Annotated in this window: 13 protein-coding genes and 1 pseudogene; 9 read left to right on the plus strand and 5 right to left on the minus strand. The window is 55.7% G+C overall.

Annotated features, from left to right (window positions below):
• Positions 1-393: 393 nt before the first annotated feature.
• Entirely contained in the window at positions 394-564 is a 171-nt protein-coding gene (locus tag Cth01_RS07600) for a hypothetical protein (protein ID WP_156160271.1), read from the plus strand.
• A gap of 256 nt (positions 565-820) precedes the next feature.
• Here Cth01_RS07600 and Cth01_RS24255 read toward each other — a convergent pair whose 3' ends face one another.
• Positions 821-1,258: a hypothetical protein gene (locus Cth01_RS24255; protein WP_034408237.1), complete on the minus strand. Its 438-nt coding sequence runs from the start codon at positions 1,256-1,258 to the stop codon at positions 821-823.
• 141 nt (positions 1,259-1,399) lie between these two features.
• Between Cth01_RS24255 and Cth01_RS07610 the strand changes: the two genes are divergently transcribed.
• From Cth01_RS07610 to Cth01_RS07635, 6 genes are all read left to right on the plus strand, one after another.
• Positions 1,400-1,654, plus strand: coding sequence for a hypothetical protein (locus tag Cth01_RS07610; protein WP_034408231.1), 255 nt, complete (start codon positions 1,400-1,402; stop codon positions 1,652-1,654).
• Between the two features lie 150 nt (positions 1,655-1,804).
• A complete protein-coding gene (locus Cth01_RS07615; protein ID WP_012838009.1) occupies positions 1,805-2,380 on the plus strand; it encodes a DUF3455 domain-containing protein in 576 nt (191 codons plus the stop codon).
• Between the two features lie 66 nt (positions 2,381-2,446).
• Positions 2,447-3,025: a sigma-70 family RNA polymerase sigma factor gene (locus Cth01_RS07620; RefSeq protein WP_012838008.1), complete on the plus strand. Its 579-nt coding sequence runs from the start codon at positions 2,447-2,449 to the stop codon at positions 3,023-3,025.
• Complete coding sequence (locus Cth01_RS07625; protein WP_045838871.1) at positions 3,022-3,750, plus strand: anti-sigma factor; 729 nt, start codon at positions 3,022-3,024, stop codon at positions 3,748-3,750. Before Cth01_RS07620 ends, Cth01_RS07625 begins: the two co-directional genes overlap by 4 nt.
• A gap of 207 nt (positions 3,751-3,957) precedes the next feature.
• Entirely contained in the window at positions 3,958-4,521 is a 564-nt protein-coding gene (locus tag Cth01_RS07630; RefSeq protein ID WP_045838872.1) for a fasciclin domain-containing protein, read from the plus strand.
• 887 nt (positions 4,522-5,408) lie between these two features.
• Positions 5,409-5,930, plus strand: a complete 522-nt coding sequence (locus Cth01_RS07635; protein ID WP_139032062.1) for a hypothetical protein — start codon at positions 5,409-5,411, stop codon at positions 5,928-5,930.
• A 1,277-nt stretch (positions 5,931-7,207) separates the two neighbouring features.
• On the opposite strand, the pseudogene Cth01_RS07640 reads toward Cth01_RS07635, so the two are convergent.
• Together Cth01_RS07640 and Cth01_RS07645 are read right to left on the minus strand one after the other, a co-directional pair.
• Positions 7,208-8,303 (minus strand): annotated as a pseudogene (locus Cth01_RS07640) (IS3 family transposase).
• A gap of 402 nt (positions 8,304-8,705) precedes the next feature.
• Complete coding sequence (locus tag Cth01_RS07645; RefSeq protein ID WP_045838874.1) at positions 8,706-9,674, minus strand: Bug family tripartite tricarboxylate transporter substrate binding protein; 969 nt, start codon at positions 9,672-9,674, stop codon at positions 8,706-8,708.
• Between the two features lie 97 nt (positions 9,675-9,771).
• Between Cth01_RS07645 and Cth01_RS07650 the strand changes: the two genes are divergently transcribed.
• Complete coding sequence (locus tag Cth01_RS07650) at positions 9,772-10,671, plus strand: LysR family transcriptional regulator (protein WP_045838875.1); 900 nt, start codon at positions 9,772-9,774, stop codon at positions 10,669-10,671.
• Positions 10,672-11,173: 502 nt separating this feature from the next.
• On the opposite strand, the gene Cth01_RS07655 is transcribed toward Cth01_RS07650, so the two are convergent.
• Entirely contained in the window at positions 11,174-11,596 is a 423-nt protein-coding gene (locus tag Cth01_RS07655) for a rhodanese-like domain-containing protein (protein ID WP_045838876.1), read from the minus strand.
• A 72-nt stretch (positions 11,597-11,668) separates the two neighbouring features.
• On the opposite strand from Cth01_RS07655, the gene ftrA reads away from it, so the two are divergent.
• Positions 11,669-12,685 carry a transcriptional regulator FtrA gene (gene ftrA / locus Cth01_RS07660; RefSeq protein WP_045838877.1) on the plus strand — a complete coding sequence of 339 codons (1,017 nt, stop codon included), beginning with the start codon at positions 11,669-11,671 and terminating at the stop codon, positions 12,683-12,685.
• Between the two features lie 555 nt (positions 12,686-13,240).
• Here the strand turns inward: ftrA and Cth01_RS07665 are convergent.
• Positions 13,241-14,458, minus strand: coding sequence for an EAL domain-containing protein (locus tag Cth01_RS07665; protein WP_052703273.1), 1,218 nt, complete (start codon positions 14,456-14,458; stop codon positions 13,241-13,243).
• Positions 14,459-14,596 lie beyond the last annotated feature (138 nt).

A 14,596-nucleotide genomic window follows, 5' to 3' on the forward strand; every position in this document is an offset into this window, starting at 1 on the left:
GCTAATACGAATTCCCCATCAGTGATGGGGTGCGTGATGCTTGCGGTCGATGAGACGGAAATGCCTCTCGCTGAAGGCGACTGAGAGACGAAGCCCACCCGGGATGGCTACTGGCGACCAGCCGTGAGGATGGCCTCGTGTATTTCGGGCTAGGCCCGGCAGGTGTGGTGCGCTCCCCTGCACCATTCTGAGCCACAAGCGCAGCACTGCTGACGACGCCAATCGGGAATCCAACGGCAGCAGTCGCCTTGAAGCCAACTGTTCAGTGCAAGCATCGGTAAAACTTCTGGAGATCGTCACACCGGTATGACATAAACCGCTGAAGCAGCGCGTAAATTGAATTTGGTGGGCCTCGTGCTGTGACTGTGTACAGGGAGCGCAAGGAGTTCGCCGATGAAAGTCATCCCTCAATGGTCGTACAGTATGAGCGTGCGCGACCCTGTACTGGATGCGCAGCATATTGAGCTGCTGGAGTTGTGCCGCGCGGTGCAAGACATGGCTCAGCATGGCCGACAAAAGAGCGACCTGTGTGCGTGGCGGCTAGAAGAGATCGTTCATGCTTGACGCAAGCACGACCAGCTCGAGATCAACAGGCTGCTGGACCGGGGGGAGCGTTTGTCAAAACAACAGCGCATCAATCGCGCAAATGCCCTGCTGCAACTCGAAGAGTTAGCTCTCGCCGCGCCATTGCACGACATGCCCCTGACGAAGCTCCAAACCCTACTCTGTGGCTGGATTCAACACCACTTGCACTAACGATAGTAGGTGGTACATCGCTCGCAATGTGGCAGGAATTCCCGCCACATTTCACACCTAAAATTTAGGACGCTTTAGCTGCTTTTTTGGACTTCGCCGACACTTTGCGAGGGTTAGGAGCCACCTCTTCTGTCTTGACAGGGCGTCCCGTCTTGATCGAAGGCACAGCCTCCAAAGCCGCAAGCAGTTGCTTGTCGTCCAAAGTGGACAGTAGCTTGAGACCTGCCCGCAACAGCTCACTTTTCTTGGCCAAATGGCCCTGCAGGGCAGCTCGCAGTTTCAGAGCATCGATCCCTTCGTATTCATCCTTCGGGATGGTGAAGCTATCGCGCACCAGCTTCGGTTTCTTGGATTTTGCCTCAACAACCTCAGGTGCTGTCACCACAGCGGGGGCTGGAGCCGGAGCTTCTACTTTAGGAGCTGTGGGTACCGCTGCTGTGCTGGCGGCCTCGGCCGCGGTGACGGTCTTGGATTTTGACGATTTTTGTTTACGGACTGGCATAACGCACACTTTAGAAACTAGACATACCATTTATACCGTTTAAATCAACTACTCAACAGCTCCCCTGACCTCTTTTCACCATTAGCTTCTCGGAGCTTCCAGTCGGACACCATGGCAAAGCTGCTCTGAGACAATCCGGCCATGACCGATGAATCTCCGATCCACACAGTCCACAAGCGCGTTTGCCACACGTTCCTCCGGCACTGGAAGGCTCACAACAACGCCTATCCCAAGCTAATCAAGATGGCGCCGGAAGAGTTGCGGCAGTTCAACATCGTCAACGCCTTCGCCAAGCCCAATGAAATGTGGGGCGTCCCAATAGAGATCGACCCCAACACCACGGGCGTGATGATTGCGGTCGATGGGACGGAAATGCCTTTGGTTGAAGGCTACTAAAGCGGCCACGAGTTATAGCGTCACGGAACATTTCCAAAAAAATTTGTATCGGGTGCATCCAAACATCGATCTCGTGGGTAGTACCTGCAGCAACACAAGCAATGTGCTGCTTCAGTGAATCCTTCCAACCGATCTAATTGGAGAATCTCAATGTCGACCACTCGCTTCGCATACCGCCTCGCCGCCTTTGCTGCCGTCACTTCCGCTGCAGCCCTGCTCGCTGCATGCGGCTCGATGAAGTCACCAGCCAGCAACTTCTCTCAGGCTTCACTGCCTGCTCCCATCCAGGTTCCTGCCGGTCACAAGGTAGCCTGGGAAACGGTTGGCAGTGGCGACATCACCTATGAGTGCCGGGACAAGGCCAACGTACCTGGCCAAACCGAATGGGTCTTCGTCGGTCCCGATGCAGTGTTGAAAGATCGCTCAGGCAAGACTGTGGGCCGCTACTACGGACCTCCCGCAACCTGGGAAGCCAATGACGGATCCAAGCTCACAGCTACGCAACTCGCAGTCGCACCCTCCAGCCCAGGCAGCTTGCCCTATCAATTGGTAAAGGCCAATCCCGCCATGGGGGCCGGCGCGCTGGTAGACGTGAGCTACATCCAGCGCGTCGCACTCCAAGGGGGTGTTGCTCCTGCAGACAAACCCTGCACCACCGCCACCAAAGGCCAGAAGACCATGGTCAAGTACCAGGCCGATTACATCTTCTGGAAACCCACGATGTAAGGTTTTGCAACGGCATGACTAGAATGATCGAAGGATTTACCTCTATTTCCTTCTGACCTTCTATTTGTGCCGCCTGCTGCCGCCCTCCAAGACGACGCTTTCGACCATGACGCTGCGCTTCAGGCCTGTGCGCGAGGTGATCGCGAAGCCCTGCGCAGCATCTATGAGCGCGAAACACGCTATCTGCTGGGTGTTGCTCTCAGAATAGTTCGTGACCGCGCTACGGCAGAGGATGTGCTTCACGACGCTTTTGTGTCCATCTGGGAGCGTGCATCGAGCTTCGACGCCAGCCGTGGTGCTGGCCGAGGCTGGATTTACAGCATCGTAAGACATGCTGCACTAAATCGGGTGCGTGATAGCGGGCGAGAAACCATGTTGGATGAACCGGCTACAGCACACCTGGACGCACAAGCGGCTTTTGCGGCCTGGCAGGAAAGTGGTGATGAGCTTGCACGACAGGCCTCACTTGGCCGTCTGGGGCATTGTCTTGATAGCTTGGAGCCAGCGCGCCGCGCCTGCCTTTTGCACGCCTATGTGGACGGCTGCAGCCACAGCGAGATTGCCGAGCGAGTCAAAGCCCCCCTGGGCACAGTCAAGGCCTGGATTCAGCGCGGACTGCGCGCACTGCGGGAATGCATGCAATGAGCAGCGAAACCCAACAACCACAACCTCCAGACGACCTGCATACACAGGCCGGAGAGTATGTATTGGGCACGCTTGATGAAAGCGAGCGTCGCTCTATTGAAGCGCGCCTTCCCTACGAGCCCGCCCTGCGCGCAGCAGTGGACGAATGGGAGCAGCGCCTGTTGCCGCTGACCACGCTAGCCGAGCCTGTGGAGCCAGGAGCCAGCCTCTGGCTGCGCATCGCCGCAAGCATCGCGCCAGCGAGCCGCCCTCGAGTCGTGCCAGCCCGAATACGCTGGTGGCAATGGGACAGCCTCGCCCTATGGCGCAGCCTGACGGGCGCAGGTTTCGCCGCCACAGCAGTGCTGGCCGCTGTTCTTGTGGTGCGTGAAGCGTCTCCTCCAACAGCGCCGCGCTATTTCGTGGTGTTGGCCGCGCCTCAGAACCAATCTCCAGGCTGGCTCGTGCAGGCCCAGACAGAAGGCAGGCTGCGTCTGGTGCCGTTAGGCACCAATAGTGTTCCTGCAGAAAAATCCCTGCAGTTCTGGACCAAGGCTGATGGCTGGAGCGCTCCAGTATCGCTTGGCCTCGTAAAGCCAGGCGAGGCCATAGAGGTTCCAGTGGACAAGCTCCCCCCCCTACAGCCCAATCAATTGTTTGAGCTGACCCTGGAACCCTATGGCGGCTCCCCGATTGGACGACCCACTGGCCCCATTCAGTTCATTGGCCGAGCCGTCCAGATCTAAGACTTCTACCGGTTAAGCCTTGATGAGCCACTTGCCGACATCTCCAAAAGCAAACATAGCGGCCGTCACAGGCAGCCTTGCCTTACACCCGTGCCCCCGACGAATCGCCAGCAGAACATAAATAGCGAAATTCAATGAATCCAGACAGAAAGTGGTTGCGTATTCCTTTCAGCCGGCATTTTTCGGCTTGTACATCAAGGAGCATCCATGTTCTCGATTCAATCTGCACGTAAGTTGGCCTCGTTCAGCCTAGCTATCTCGATGTCTGCTGTATCCGTCGCAGCAATGGCTGATGTGATGGTGGGTGGAGCCCCCATGCTGCCCTCCAAGGACATCATAGACAACGCAGTCAATTCCAAGGATCACACTACGCTGGTCGCGGCGGTCAAAGCTGCTGGCCTCGTCGATACGCTCAAGGGCCCCGGTCCATTTACCGTCTTTGCGCCGACCAATGCCGCATTTGATGCACTTCCCGCTGGCACCGTCGATACGCTGCTCAAGCCTGAAAACAAAGCTGTGCTGACCACGGTCCTCACATACCACGTCGTCCCTGGTAAATGGGATGCCGCAGCACTCAGCAAGATGATCAAGGACGGCAAAGGCAAGGCCATGATCAAAACAGTCAGTGGCGGCACCCTGACGGCCCAGTCCAGCGATAAGAAAATCATGCTAACGGATGAAAAAGGAGGCACGGCCACGGTGACCATTCCCAACGTCTATCAATCCAATGGTGTGATTCACGTTATCGACAAGGTATTGCTTCCCAAATAAGCAAGCCCCCTGTTTGAGGCCCCAAACGAGCCTTAACTGAAATATGGGGTCTCCCTTGAAATCGACCGCAACACCATGAGAGTGATGATTGCGGTCGATGGGACGGGAATACTTCTGGTCGATGTACTCGTAAAGTCCCCATACTGTAGGGTCTTCTCAGAAACTGGCGATGCGCCCCACTGAATGGAGGGACTACTCCTGAGTATCTTGACGGCTCACATCCAGTTGACGGCGCTTACGGGCGCTGTTTTTCAGCAGTGTTCTTACGAAACAGGGGCCACCGATAACTTCGTGTATGTGGGCGTTGCTGACACCCTTAGCTAACATTACGTCTAGTACGTGCTGCTTGGGTGTAGATACGGGTACAAGCGGCACCACTGTCGTTGATGCAGTTGCACTGCCATCAACTTTGCTTGGCCAAAGCTCAGCAGATTAGTGTCTGTGGGGTTCATGCAGACATGAGAAGAGCTAGTTAAAGAAATGCAGCCGCATCGGCTTACCTGAAGTCTGGAGATGAAGAGCCGAAGGACGCCAAGCTCGACATCGTGGATATCAAGACTGTAGCTGAAGCCGATACGTTCACCTAGACGGCCGTACTGCTGCCCGTAGCCTTCGAAGACTATCTTAACTGCTTCACTTTTAATGTTTCAGTTTGATACATATCAACCGATAACCTCATAAGAGCTCAACAGACTCAAGGAGATTTCATTGAAGCGATGCATCATCAAAGTAGCAGGAGCCTGCTACACCGCCCTATTCCCAAGCACATGCGCCGCACTTGAAGATGCCCTGAAGCGCTTCCCGAGCGCCACCGCAATCTCCGTGAAAGCCGCTTGAATTCGGCTTGATCTAGCTATTCATCTAACATCCAACGCCAACTAGCAATCGTGTCTGTGACCGTTGCGAAGTCCCGGCTTAGCCAAATCAATACTGGAATAGCTATGCGTCCATCAATGCTGTCTATCAGCATATCGATCGCCATTTCAGGCTTCGTCCTTGTCTCCTGCACGAATGAGGAGAGCCACAAACTTGAGGCCAGGCGAGCTGCCAGGCGGCTGCTTGCTTTCCCTGAGCATGCCGAGTTCAAAGATGTGAAGTTGGGAAAGAACGGCGATGCTGTCTGCGGATTTGTGGGCTTTCGTCAAGGTGAGTTAGCATCCTATCCAGGCAAGAAACCATTTGTCTATGAAGTCAACACGCACACCGCAAGCCTAGTGGAAATGCTTCAGGATAAGGACTTCAAGAACTTTATAGAGGACAGGCTCGAAAACGAAGACGAAGTTGCCAAAGCGAAAAACTTGATCAAGACCTGCCGCGGGCAAGCTCTATGGGAAACGAACTGCTCTCCCACGCTTGATATCAAGAAGCACGCTCTCTGCAGCTACGTTGAGCCTCCCACAGTGCTTTAGCAATTCCAGCAAACCAGTCTTGGCACCTGCTTGCAGGGTTACCGGCCTTCTGCACGAAGTAGCATGCAGCGCTCCCCGAGAAGACCATCTGGCGTGTTCGCTCACGCAGGCACGGCAGTTCAGGAATGGGCTTGGGCTAGCCATCTATCAAGAGCACGGCGCGGCTTTCGCGTCGTGGCAACAGTGGTAACACTAGATGGCCCAGCAACTTTCCTAAACATGACGAATGAATGCTTCGCGTGTAATTTGCGGAAGTGGCGCTGAGTGCTTCAAGCAAAAATCAATGAAAGCACTCGATGCATGCAAATGCACGAAGAGCAAGCTTATGCGGCAGAGAACTTCAAGCCAAGCTGAGGCAAAGATGCTAGTACGCCCCATTACCTATCACCTTGAAATTTCACAGGACTCAATTAAGAGCGAACCGGTCGTCCACCTTGAGTCATCAACACCATTTCACCCCTTCGCCGTCGGAGACAAGATGAGTTGGAATGGATTTAGAAATGCTAGATGGCACCCTGAGCCCCAGACAGGACAGTTCCTACGTGTAAAGGATGCACTTCATTTTATTTGGGACATACGTGGCTCGAACATCGGCCACAAAGTTCGTCTGTGCGTCGAAATATGCAACGTCGAAGACTTGCCAACACACCACTGAACCAAACGTCTTCGATTTCGTCAGCATGCAGCCTTCTAGGCGGATTTTTCCTGTTTGATGCGCTTGTGCGATGAGCTGCGAGCATGTGGCAGGACTCTACCGGAGCCACCACAGCGCGGAAATGTACGCGCCAACGCACTTCGAAATGTATTGAGCAGCAAAAGCCTGCCCCTCGTGAAATTATTCCAGTAGCATTCGCGTTGGGCCCAGCTATTAGGACGTAGGTGGAGCCTCTTATGCCACCCACGAGGTGGCTTTTTTTGTCCTGAATTTAGGGCCATCCGGCGTGACCGCTTAAGCAGGTACGGCAACTCAGGAATTCGCCTGGGCTGGCGACAATTGGGAGTGCGGTGTGGCTTCAGCGCCTTTAGCGAAAGTGCTCACGCCAGATAAGGCAGAGCCTGTTTATGAGCCCACGCACATCTTGATTCCATCACTCTCTTTGGGCAAAATTTGCGTCACGTACCTGTTTTGCCGGGCCTGGGGTCACAGACTCCTTTCACTTCCTCAACTTGCCCAGGCATGACCAAATAGGTCACCGGCTTTTTATTCGCGCCCGCAGCAACTGCTTGCGGGCTTTTTCTTTTGTCACAGGAGAAGCATCCTCGCTTTCCTGCACTACCTAAAAGTAGAGGTTGGGGAAACGTTTGACACGATACGCGACCGGCGGAATCCGGCCCAGCGATTCATGTGGACGATGGTGGTTGTAGCAATGCAGCCAGTCCTCGGTCATCGAGCGCACTTCCTGCAGAGATTCAAAGACATAGCAGTCGAGCACCTCCGTGCGATAGGTTCTGTTGAAACGTTCTACGTAAGCGTTCTGCGTCGGCTTGCCTGGCTGAATGTGGTTCAACGCTATGCCTTTATCCTGCGCCCATTGCTTCAAGGCCTGGGCGATGAACTCGAGCCCGTTGTCCAGGCGAATGCACTGCGGCACCCCACGGACCTCAGTGAGCTCCTCCAAGGCTCGTACCACCCGAGCTGCAGGCAAGCTGGCATCAATTTCGATACGCAGGCACTCCCGGTTGAAGTCGTCAATGACGTTGAGGGTTCTGAACCGTCTTCCTGACCACAGGGCATCGGACATGAAGTCACAACTCCAGCCCTGGTTCGGTGTTGAGGCTGCCTCCAAGGGATGCTTGATGCGCTGCGGCAAACGTTTCTTGCCTCGCCTGGGCAGGTTCAGTTTGAGCTGGCAATACACACGCCAAAGCACAGTCTTGCCCAGAGCTGTTCTTGATAGCGGGCGCTGGCGTAAAGCAGCCCAAACCCGTGGCGAGGATTCAATGCCACGTATCTTTGGATGAAGTCGATTACCCCGGAGTCGTCACAGACCACACGTGCATATCGAAGCGTTGAGCGAGCCAGGCCCGCCGCTTGGCAAGCTCTGCGCTGACTTAGGCGGTGCTCGCTCATAAGCGCATGCACGATGGATTGCCGACGCACCGGGGTCAGAGCTTTCGCTCGACAACATCCTTCAGAGCATGGTGCACGAGCGCCAAATCGGTATACATGCGTTTGAGCTTGGCGTTCTCTTCCTGCAACTGCCGCATCTGGGCCAGATGCGGCACAGACATCCCTGAATACTGGCTCTTCCTCTTGTAGTACGTGGCATCGCTGATGCCATGTTTGCGACAGGTGTCACCGACTTTGGCGCCTAGCTCAACCTCCTTGAGGATGCCGACGATTTGCGCTTCACTGAATCTGGACTTCTTCATGTTGAGACCTCCGTGAGGGGGATTCTCGACTTTTGAGTGGCGCGAAGATTCGAGGACACATTTGAGGAGGCGTCAGTAACAGCTGTCCTGTTAAAGGCCTTTGCGAAACTGGGCGGCCCCGATCCGGCCAGCGTGCAGGTGACGGCCCACCGCTGGCGCTATGCCGACACGGCCAACCCGCTGAACATGGGCTCCTGGTGAGACGCGGCTGCCAGTTTGGGGATGTGCGGTGACTGGCTGCACAACGGCACCGTGGAAGGCGCCTGGATCAGCGGTATAAGCTTGGCCTGCCATGTCCATAGGCACTGCTCGCCCATGCCGGATAAACCTACAGGGAGCACACCATGCGCACATCCTTTACTTCTGTCGATCTTCGGCGATTCGTGTGGATTTACCTTTCAGTCAATCCGCCGTTATTTTTCGATCACGGATGATGCGGCTCCATTTCTCATTTTCTGTCGAAATGAATTTGGCCAATTCTTCTCGTGATGTTGGAGCTGCGGTTTGACCGTGTTTAAGCAGGTTTGCTCGCACGTCAGGTGCGTTCAACACCTTCACGAGCTCGACATTCCATCTGTCCAGTAGCGGCTTGGGTGTTTTACCTGGCGCAACGAACGCATACCAGTTAGTGGCGTTAAAGCCTGGATAGGTCTCTGCGACGGTGGGCACATTGGGCAGGTAGGCTGGCCGTGTCAGTCCGGTGGTTGCCAACGGGATGAGCTTGCCCGACTCGATATGCGGCAGCGCTGTGGGTGGTGCTGCATAGAAGGAGCTGACGCGTCCGCCCAGGACATCCTGTAACGCGGGGGCTCCGCCCTTATAGGGAATGTGAACCGTGTCGATCTTTGCAATGTCGTTAAGCAGTTCGCCGGCCAAGTGGGCCGCTGATCCAGGGCCCGTAGAGGCAACGTCCAGTTTGCCCGGTTCACGCTTGGCTGTAGCCACAAACTCGCCTAGGGTTTTGATGCCTTTGCTTGCAGGCACCACCAGAACGTTGGGAAAGGTCACGCCCATAGTGATTGGTGCGAGATCCTTGAGCGGGTCGTAGCTCACCTTCATGAAGTGAGGCGAGATGCTCAAAGGGCCGATCGAGCCGAACAGCAAGACAGAGCCATCGGTAGGTCCATGGGCAACCTGGGCATGCGCCAGATTGCCGCCGGCACCAGGCTTGTTATCCACGACCACGCTCTGGCCAATGTTTTCACCGAGTTTCTTGGCAATAATGCGTGCGGCGATATCGGCCGAACCGCCTGCGGCAAAGCCAACAACCATGGTGACCGGTCTTTTTGGGGGGAAATCCTGGGCATAGGCACCGGCGAGCGGCAGGCAGGCGGCCAATGCGGCAGCCAGTATGAGAGGGCGTCGTTGCATGTTGTCTCCTGATCGAGTCGTTATCAACTCTGTGCAAGCGGCGATGGTAAATATCCGGGACTATTTCGTGAATTGCAATATATGACTAGACTGTTGCATGCAGCGCATTAAATTCGATATTGCCGAACTACAGGCGTTTGTTGCCACGGCAGAGAATTCAAGCTTTCGTGTAGCTGCGGAACGTCTTTGTTTGTCTGCCCCGGCGTTGAGTCGCAGGGTGGAGCGCCTGGAGGAAGCACTTGGAGCCAAGCTGCTTGAGCGGACCACCAGGCATGTTCAGTTGACCGCGATTGGTCAGGAATTTCTGACTGAGGCGCGCGCAGCGCTGGAGAGCCTCGAGACAGCAGCGCAGCGCATCAGCGATCAGTCGCTGACTCGCCGAGGATTGGTGACGGTGGCTTGCATCCCTTCAGTGGCAAACCATCTTTTGCCAAATGCATTGCGCACCTTTGCCGATGAGTACCCGGATGTGCACGTTCATGTCATTGACGAGAATGCGAGCCATGTCCTGGATGCCGTGGTTAGGGGGCGAGCCGATTTCGGGCTCAGTTTCACGGGAAGCCAGGAACCAGGAATTCAGTTCGAGACTTTGGCACGCGAGCGATATGTGTTGGCAATGCTGCGAAGTCATGCTTGGGCATGCCGCTCAGAGGTAGCGTGGTCAGAGCTTGCCGGAGTGCGCCTCGTATCCGTATCGCACCAGAGCAGCAATCGACTGCTTTTGGACCAAGTCATGGCAGGCCTGCCTGAGCAGCCAATAGCTTGGTACGAATGCAATCACGTAACTGGGGCTCTGGCTCTTGTCGAAGCAGGTTTGGGAATGGCAGCCATCCCGCAGCTTGCTCTGCCTGAGTGCAATCCTAAGGTCTGCGGTGTGCCACTCATTGAGCCTCAGTTGTGGCGGACTTTAGGCCTGATACAGAAGCGAGAGCGTGTGCTTAGTCCTGTCGCTGAATATCTGAAGAACCGCTTGCTCACCCTCCATGTGAACCACTGAGCACGCACTGGACTGTTGCACGCGACCCATTGCGTTCAGCGGTACAAACCTATGTTCCGATCAAGTGTTCTCGATTTTTCAGCGAATTGAGCGTGACACATCAACTCAGGTGCGCGACATCCATCACGTAAGAAATCAGGGTTTTTGAGAGTGTCAAAAACTCGGAGCTCTAAGGGCTTGTACTGCGATCTTCACCATCAAAATTCTCTTTCGCTTCTCTAAAGCGATCTGCGTTTCAAATCTAGCGCCGAGAAGCTCGGTAGGTGCCCCGACAACCGCCTCACAGCCCAATTGAAAAGGCGGTTTGGAGAACTCCACGCAGCCCAATCCACTTGCGGAATTTTGAGTGGAACTGCGAAGGTGAAAGCTATGGTCGACCTCATTGAGGAGAGATGACCGATTGGGTTTCGAACAGCGACGGACGCAACCCGTTGAATCCACAGTCACTAGCGGTCGGCCCGCATTCCTCCAGGGCTGTCTTCTGAAGCAGGAAGTCAACGCGTTAGGCGGACGGGTCTTCGAGCATTGTCCTATTCAATTCAAACCCTTCATCGAGCCAACCAGTAATACCGCCAACCATTATTTTCACGGGCCGCCCCAGTCTTGCCAGACGCAAGGCACCGCGTGCCGCGCCGTTGCAATGGGGCCCTGCGCAGTAGGTGACGAATAGGGTCTCTTCTGGCCAAGCCGCCAACTTGCTTTCGACGATCTTCCCATGAGGCAAATTGATTGCCCCTGGCACATGGCCCTGTGCGAACAGCGCTGGCGAGCGTACGTCGAGGAGCACGAAATCGGGGCCCTTTAGAAGCCCGTCATGCACATCCCAACAATCGGTCTCGAAACTGAATTCAGCAGCGAAATGAGCGATGGCAATGGACGGCTTCGCAGCGGGAATTGCGGTTACATGGGTGCTGGAGAAGGTCATAACAAAGAAGACTGTGTTTGTGGCAGTGATGCTTATCGTGCCGAGAGTCCAGTCGAGTCACAATTGGCGTATATGACATCAACCGAAAATATTACGCCAATCACCGAGGCCACCAGCGGCCCGCTGGTTGTTGCCCCAGTCTACGATGGCCTATGCACCTTCGAGTTCTCCATCGTGGCAGAGGTTTTCGGTCTGGCGCGTCCGGAGATGGGCCCTGACTGGTACCGCTTTGCCAGTGCGGCAGTTGAGCCTGGCTTACTGCGGGCTCATGGCGGCCTGCACGTCATGGCTGATGGTCAAGCCGATTTGTTAGAGCGCGCGGATCTGATCGTGATGCCCGGATGGAAAGGCCCACATGTACCGGTACCACAGAAGCTTGCGCGACGCTTGCGCCTGGCCTGGGAGCGCGGCGCCCGGTTGGCCTCAATATGCTCTGGAGCCTTCGTGCTGGCCGCAACGGGCCTGTTGGACGGGCGAAGGGCAGCAACGCACTGGCGCTATGCCGAGACGCTGAGCCAGCGGCACCCCGCAATCGAAGTCGATGCCAGCGTGCTCTATGTCGAAGAAGACCGTATTCTGACTTCGGCGGGAAGCGCCGCGGGTATAGATTTGATGCTGCATATCGTGCGAGGAGACTTCGGCGTGAAAGCCGCCAACAGCGTCGCCCGGCGCTTGGTGATGCCTCCCCATCGCAGCGGTGGGCAAGCTCAGTTCATCGAACGCCCCGTGCAGCCGGACCGGCTCAATCGGCTCTCTGACGTGCTGGAACAGATGCGTGCGGATCTTCAAGGCGACTGGACAGTTGATCGGATGGCGCAGAGCGTGCTGATGAGTCCCAGGTCTTTCCTGCGCCATTTCATCAGGGCGACAGGTGTACCCCCAGGCCAATGGCTGATCGCTGAGCGGGTGACAGAAGCCCAACGCCTTCTCGAGGGCAGTGCAATGCCGGTCGAGGACATTGCTGCACGGGTTGGATTCGGCAGTGTCCAGGTCCTGAGGCATCACTTTCGCGCCAAACTAGGCCTAGCCCCCAGAGACTATCGAGCTATGTTCAGCGCTGTACGGATCAGCGAACTGCCTTCGGCATAACTTGAGTGAATTTCTGCTTTGGGTCGCAACCTCATGTCTGTGTCAAGTGACAGCAGACTTCCAGCAACCAATCGACCTGCAACTAACATCCACTGTCCGCTACTCAACTGAAACCCGTCGTTGAGAATTCGCCAGCATCGATCTTCGGATAGCTGCTACGGAGCGGTGACCGATAGGTCACGATGCAGCCATGAGCAGCAGCAATCGCTGCAAAGCGGCCGTTTGAACTAACTACTCGAACGACGGCAATGGGTCGACCTGAGCCTGTTGGGGCATTCAGAACCGGTCCTTCGAGCCAGCTCGCATGGCTGCACCGCGCAATCAACTATGGCGAGTTGTGACAAGCCACGGATGTACAGCCCTTGGCGACTTCTATCCCACATGACTGCAAGGCATTTCGCTGAACGCGCGTGACAGAATGTCCTGTCTGTGCCTATTGGCGGCTCACCCGCTGCCATAGGCGTACTCTCTGTTCAGCTCTCACATCGTGGACGCTTATGGCCTGGTCGCATAAATCAATGTGAGATGCAAAACAGAGAATCCGACGCACACTTCTCAGCTATCAGCAACTTCTTTAACCAGATACGGCCGAAATCCTGTCTCCTGCGGGAACAGCACTCGTGGAGAGCACCTCACGATATCTCCGTTGTGGAGCGAATGAACAACGGCGTCTTTCTGGGTTTGATGAGCCACTACGGTAGTTGTCGCATCTTGGCCCTTCGTCAAAGAAGCCCGGGTCTGCATGTCATCCTCCACACGAGCAACGTGATTGAACAGGGCTTGCAGATGCAGCGTGGGCCGTGCGATCAGGTACCCTTGAACGCCAGTCGCTCCAGCGGTTAAAGCCACATCGAGCTTCGCAGCAGAATCGATCCCTTCAACGATCACAGTCACCCCGTGATCGGCGCAAATCCCCACCATGCCTTGCAGCAGCCTCGCCGGCAGCTCACCCTCGGCGGTTTCTTCCAGCACCGACTTGTCGAGCTTGACGGTGTTGGCACGAACTTTGTTCAGGATGTCCAGCGAACCCGCTTCCTTGCCTATGTCGTCAAGCGCAATCCTGACACCCTGGAACTGTAGGTGATGAATCAGGCTGAGGGCGGATTTCTCTTCCGGAAAGGTGCTCGTTTCTGTGATTTCAAGCACCAGTCGCTGCGCCAAATTAGGTCGATCCCCTAGATACGTGAGAATCTCATCCCACCACGCCGCACTCACAAAGGAGCGAGCGGAAACGTTGCAACCCAGATTCAAACCTTCACTGCCGGCCAATGTGCCCAGCGTGGTCCATAACACGCTACGGTCAAGACGCTCAACCAGCCCCAAGCGCTCCAAGGCCTGAATAGCATCTGGAACCACATAGCTGAGACACGCAGCCTCGGGCGCAGTGCGGCGCAACAGGCATTCATAGTAAAGGGTTGGAGCAGACCCCGAGTATTCACGGGTCGCCACCGGCTGGAATACCAAGGCGAGGTTTCCCAGGCGCAGGTCATTCAGCAAGCAGCTGGCCAGATGCATATCGCTCTGGTAGTGCTGACGCCATATAGAGCGCAGGCCCCGTGCAGGAGGATATCGACGGCAGTCTGCGGTACGAGAACCTTCCAGCTGCGAATTTGTGCCATTGCCGGAAGCAGCGCCCAGGATCTGCGCTTCGACCTGTAGATAGATCTGTTTCATGCCCCAGATCACCGGCACTTGCCCTATCGCTGCACAGATGCGCTCGGCTTCGCCGTGATACCCAGAGTCTTCTGCGGTCGAGAACTGGCCCGTGACCATCAAAGTCGCACGCTTTTTTGTTGCCGCACGAACGGACAGTCCCTTGCTTGTTGATTTCCACCCAGAAGTGACCCACTAGCCCCCGGTTTTTCCATCTCAATCTGACCCACGAATTAACCCTAGCCTGCTGTTTTCTTG

Source organism: Comamonas thiooxydans, from assembly GCF_000964545.1.
Taxonomy (GTDB): Bacteria; Pseudomonadota; Gammaproteobacteria; order Burkholderiales; family Burkholderiaceae_C; genus Comamonas; species Comamonas thiooxydans.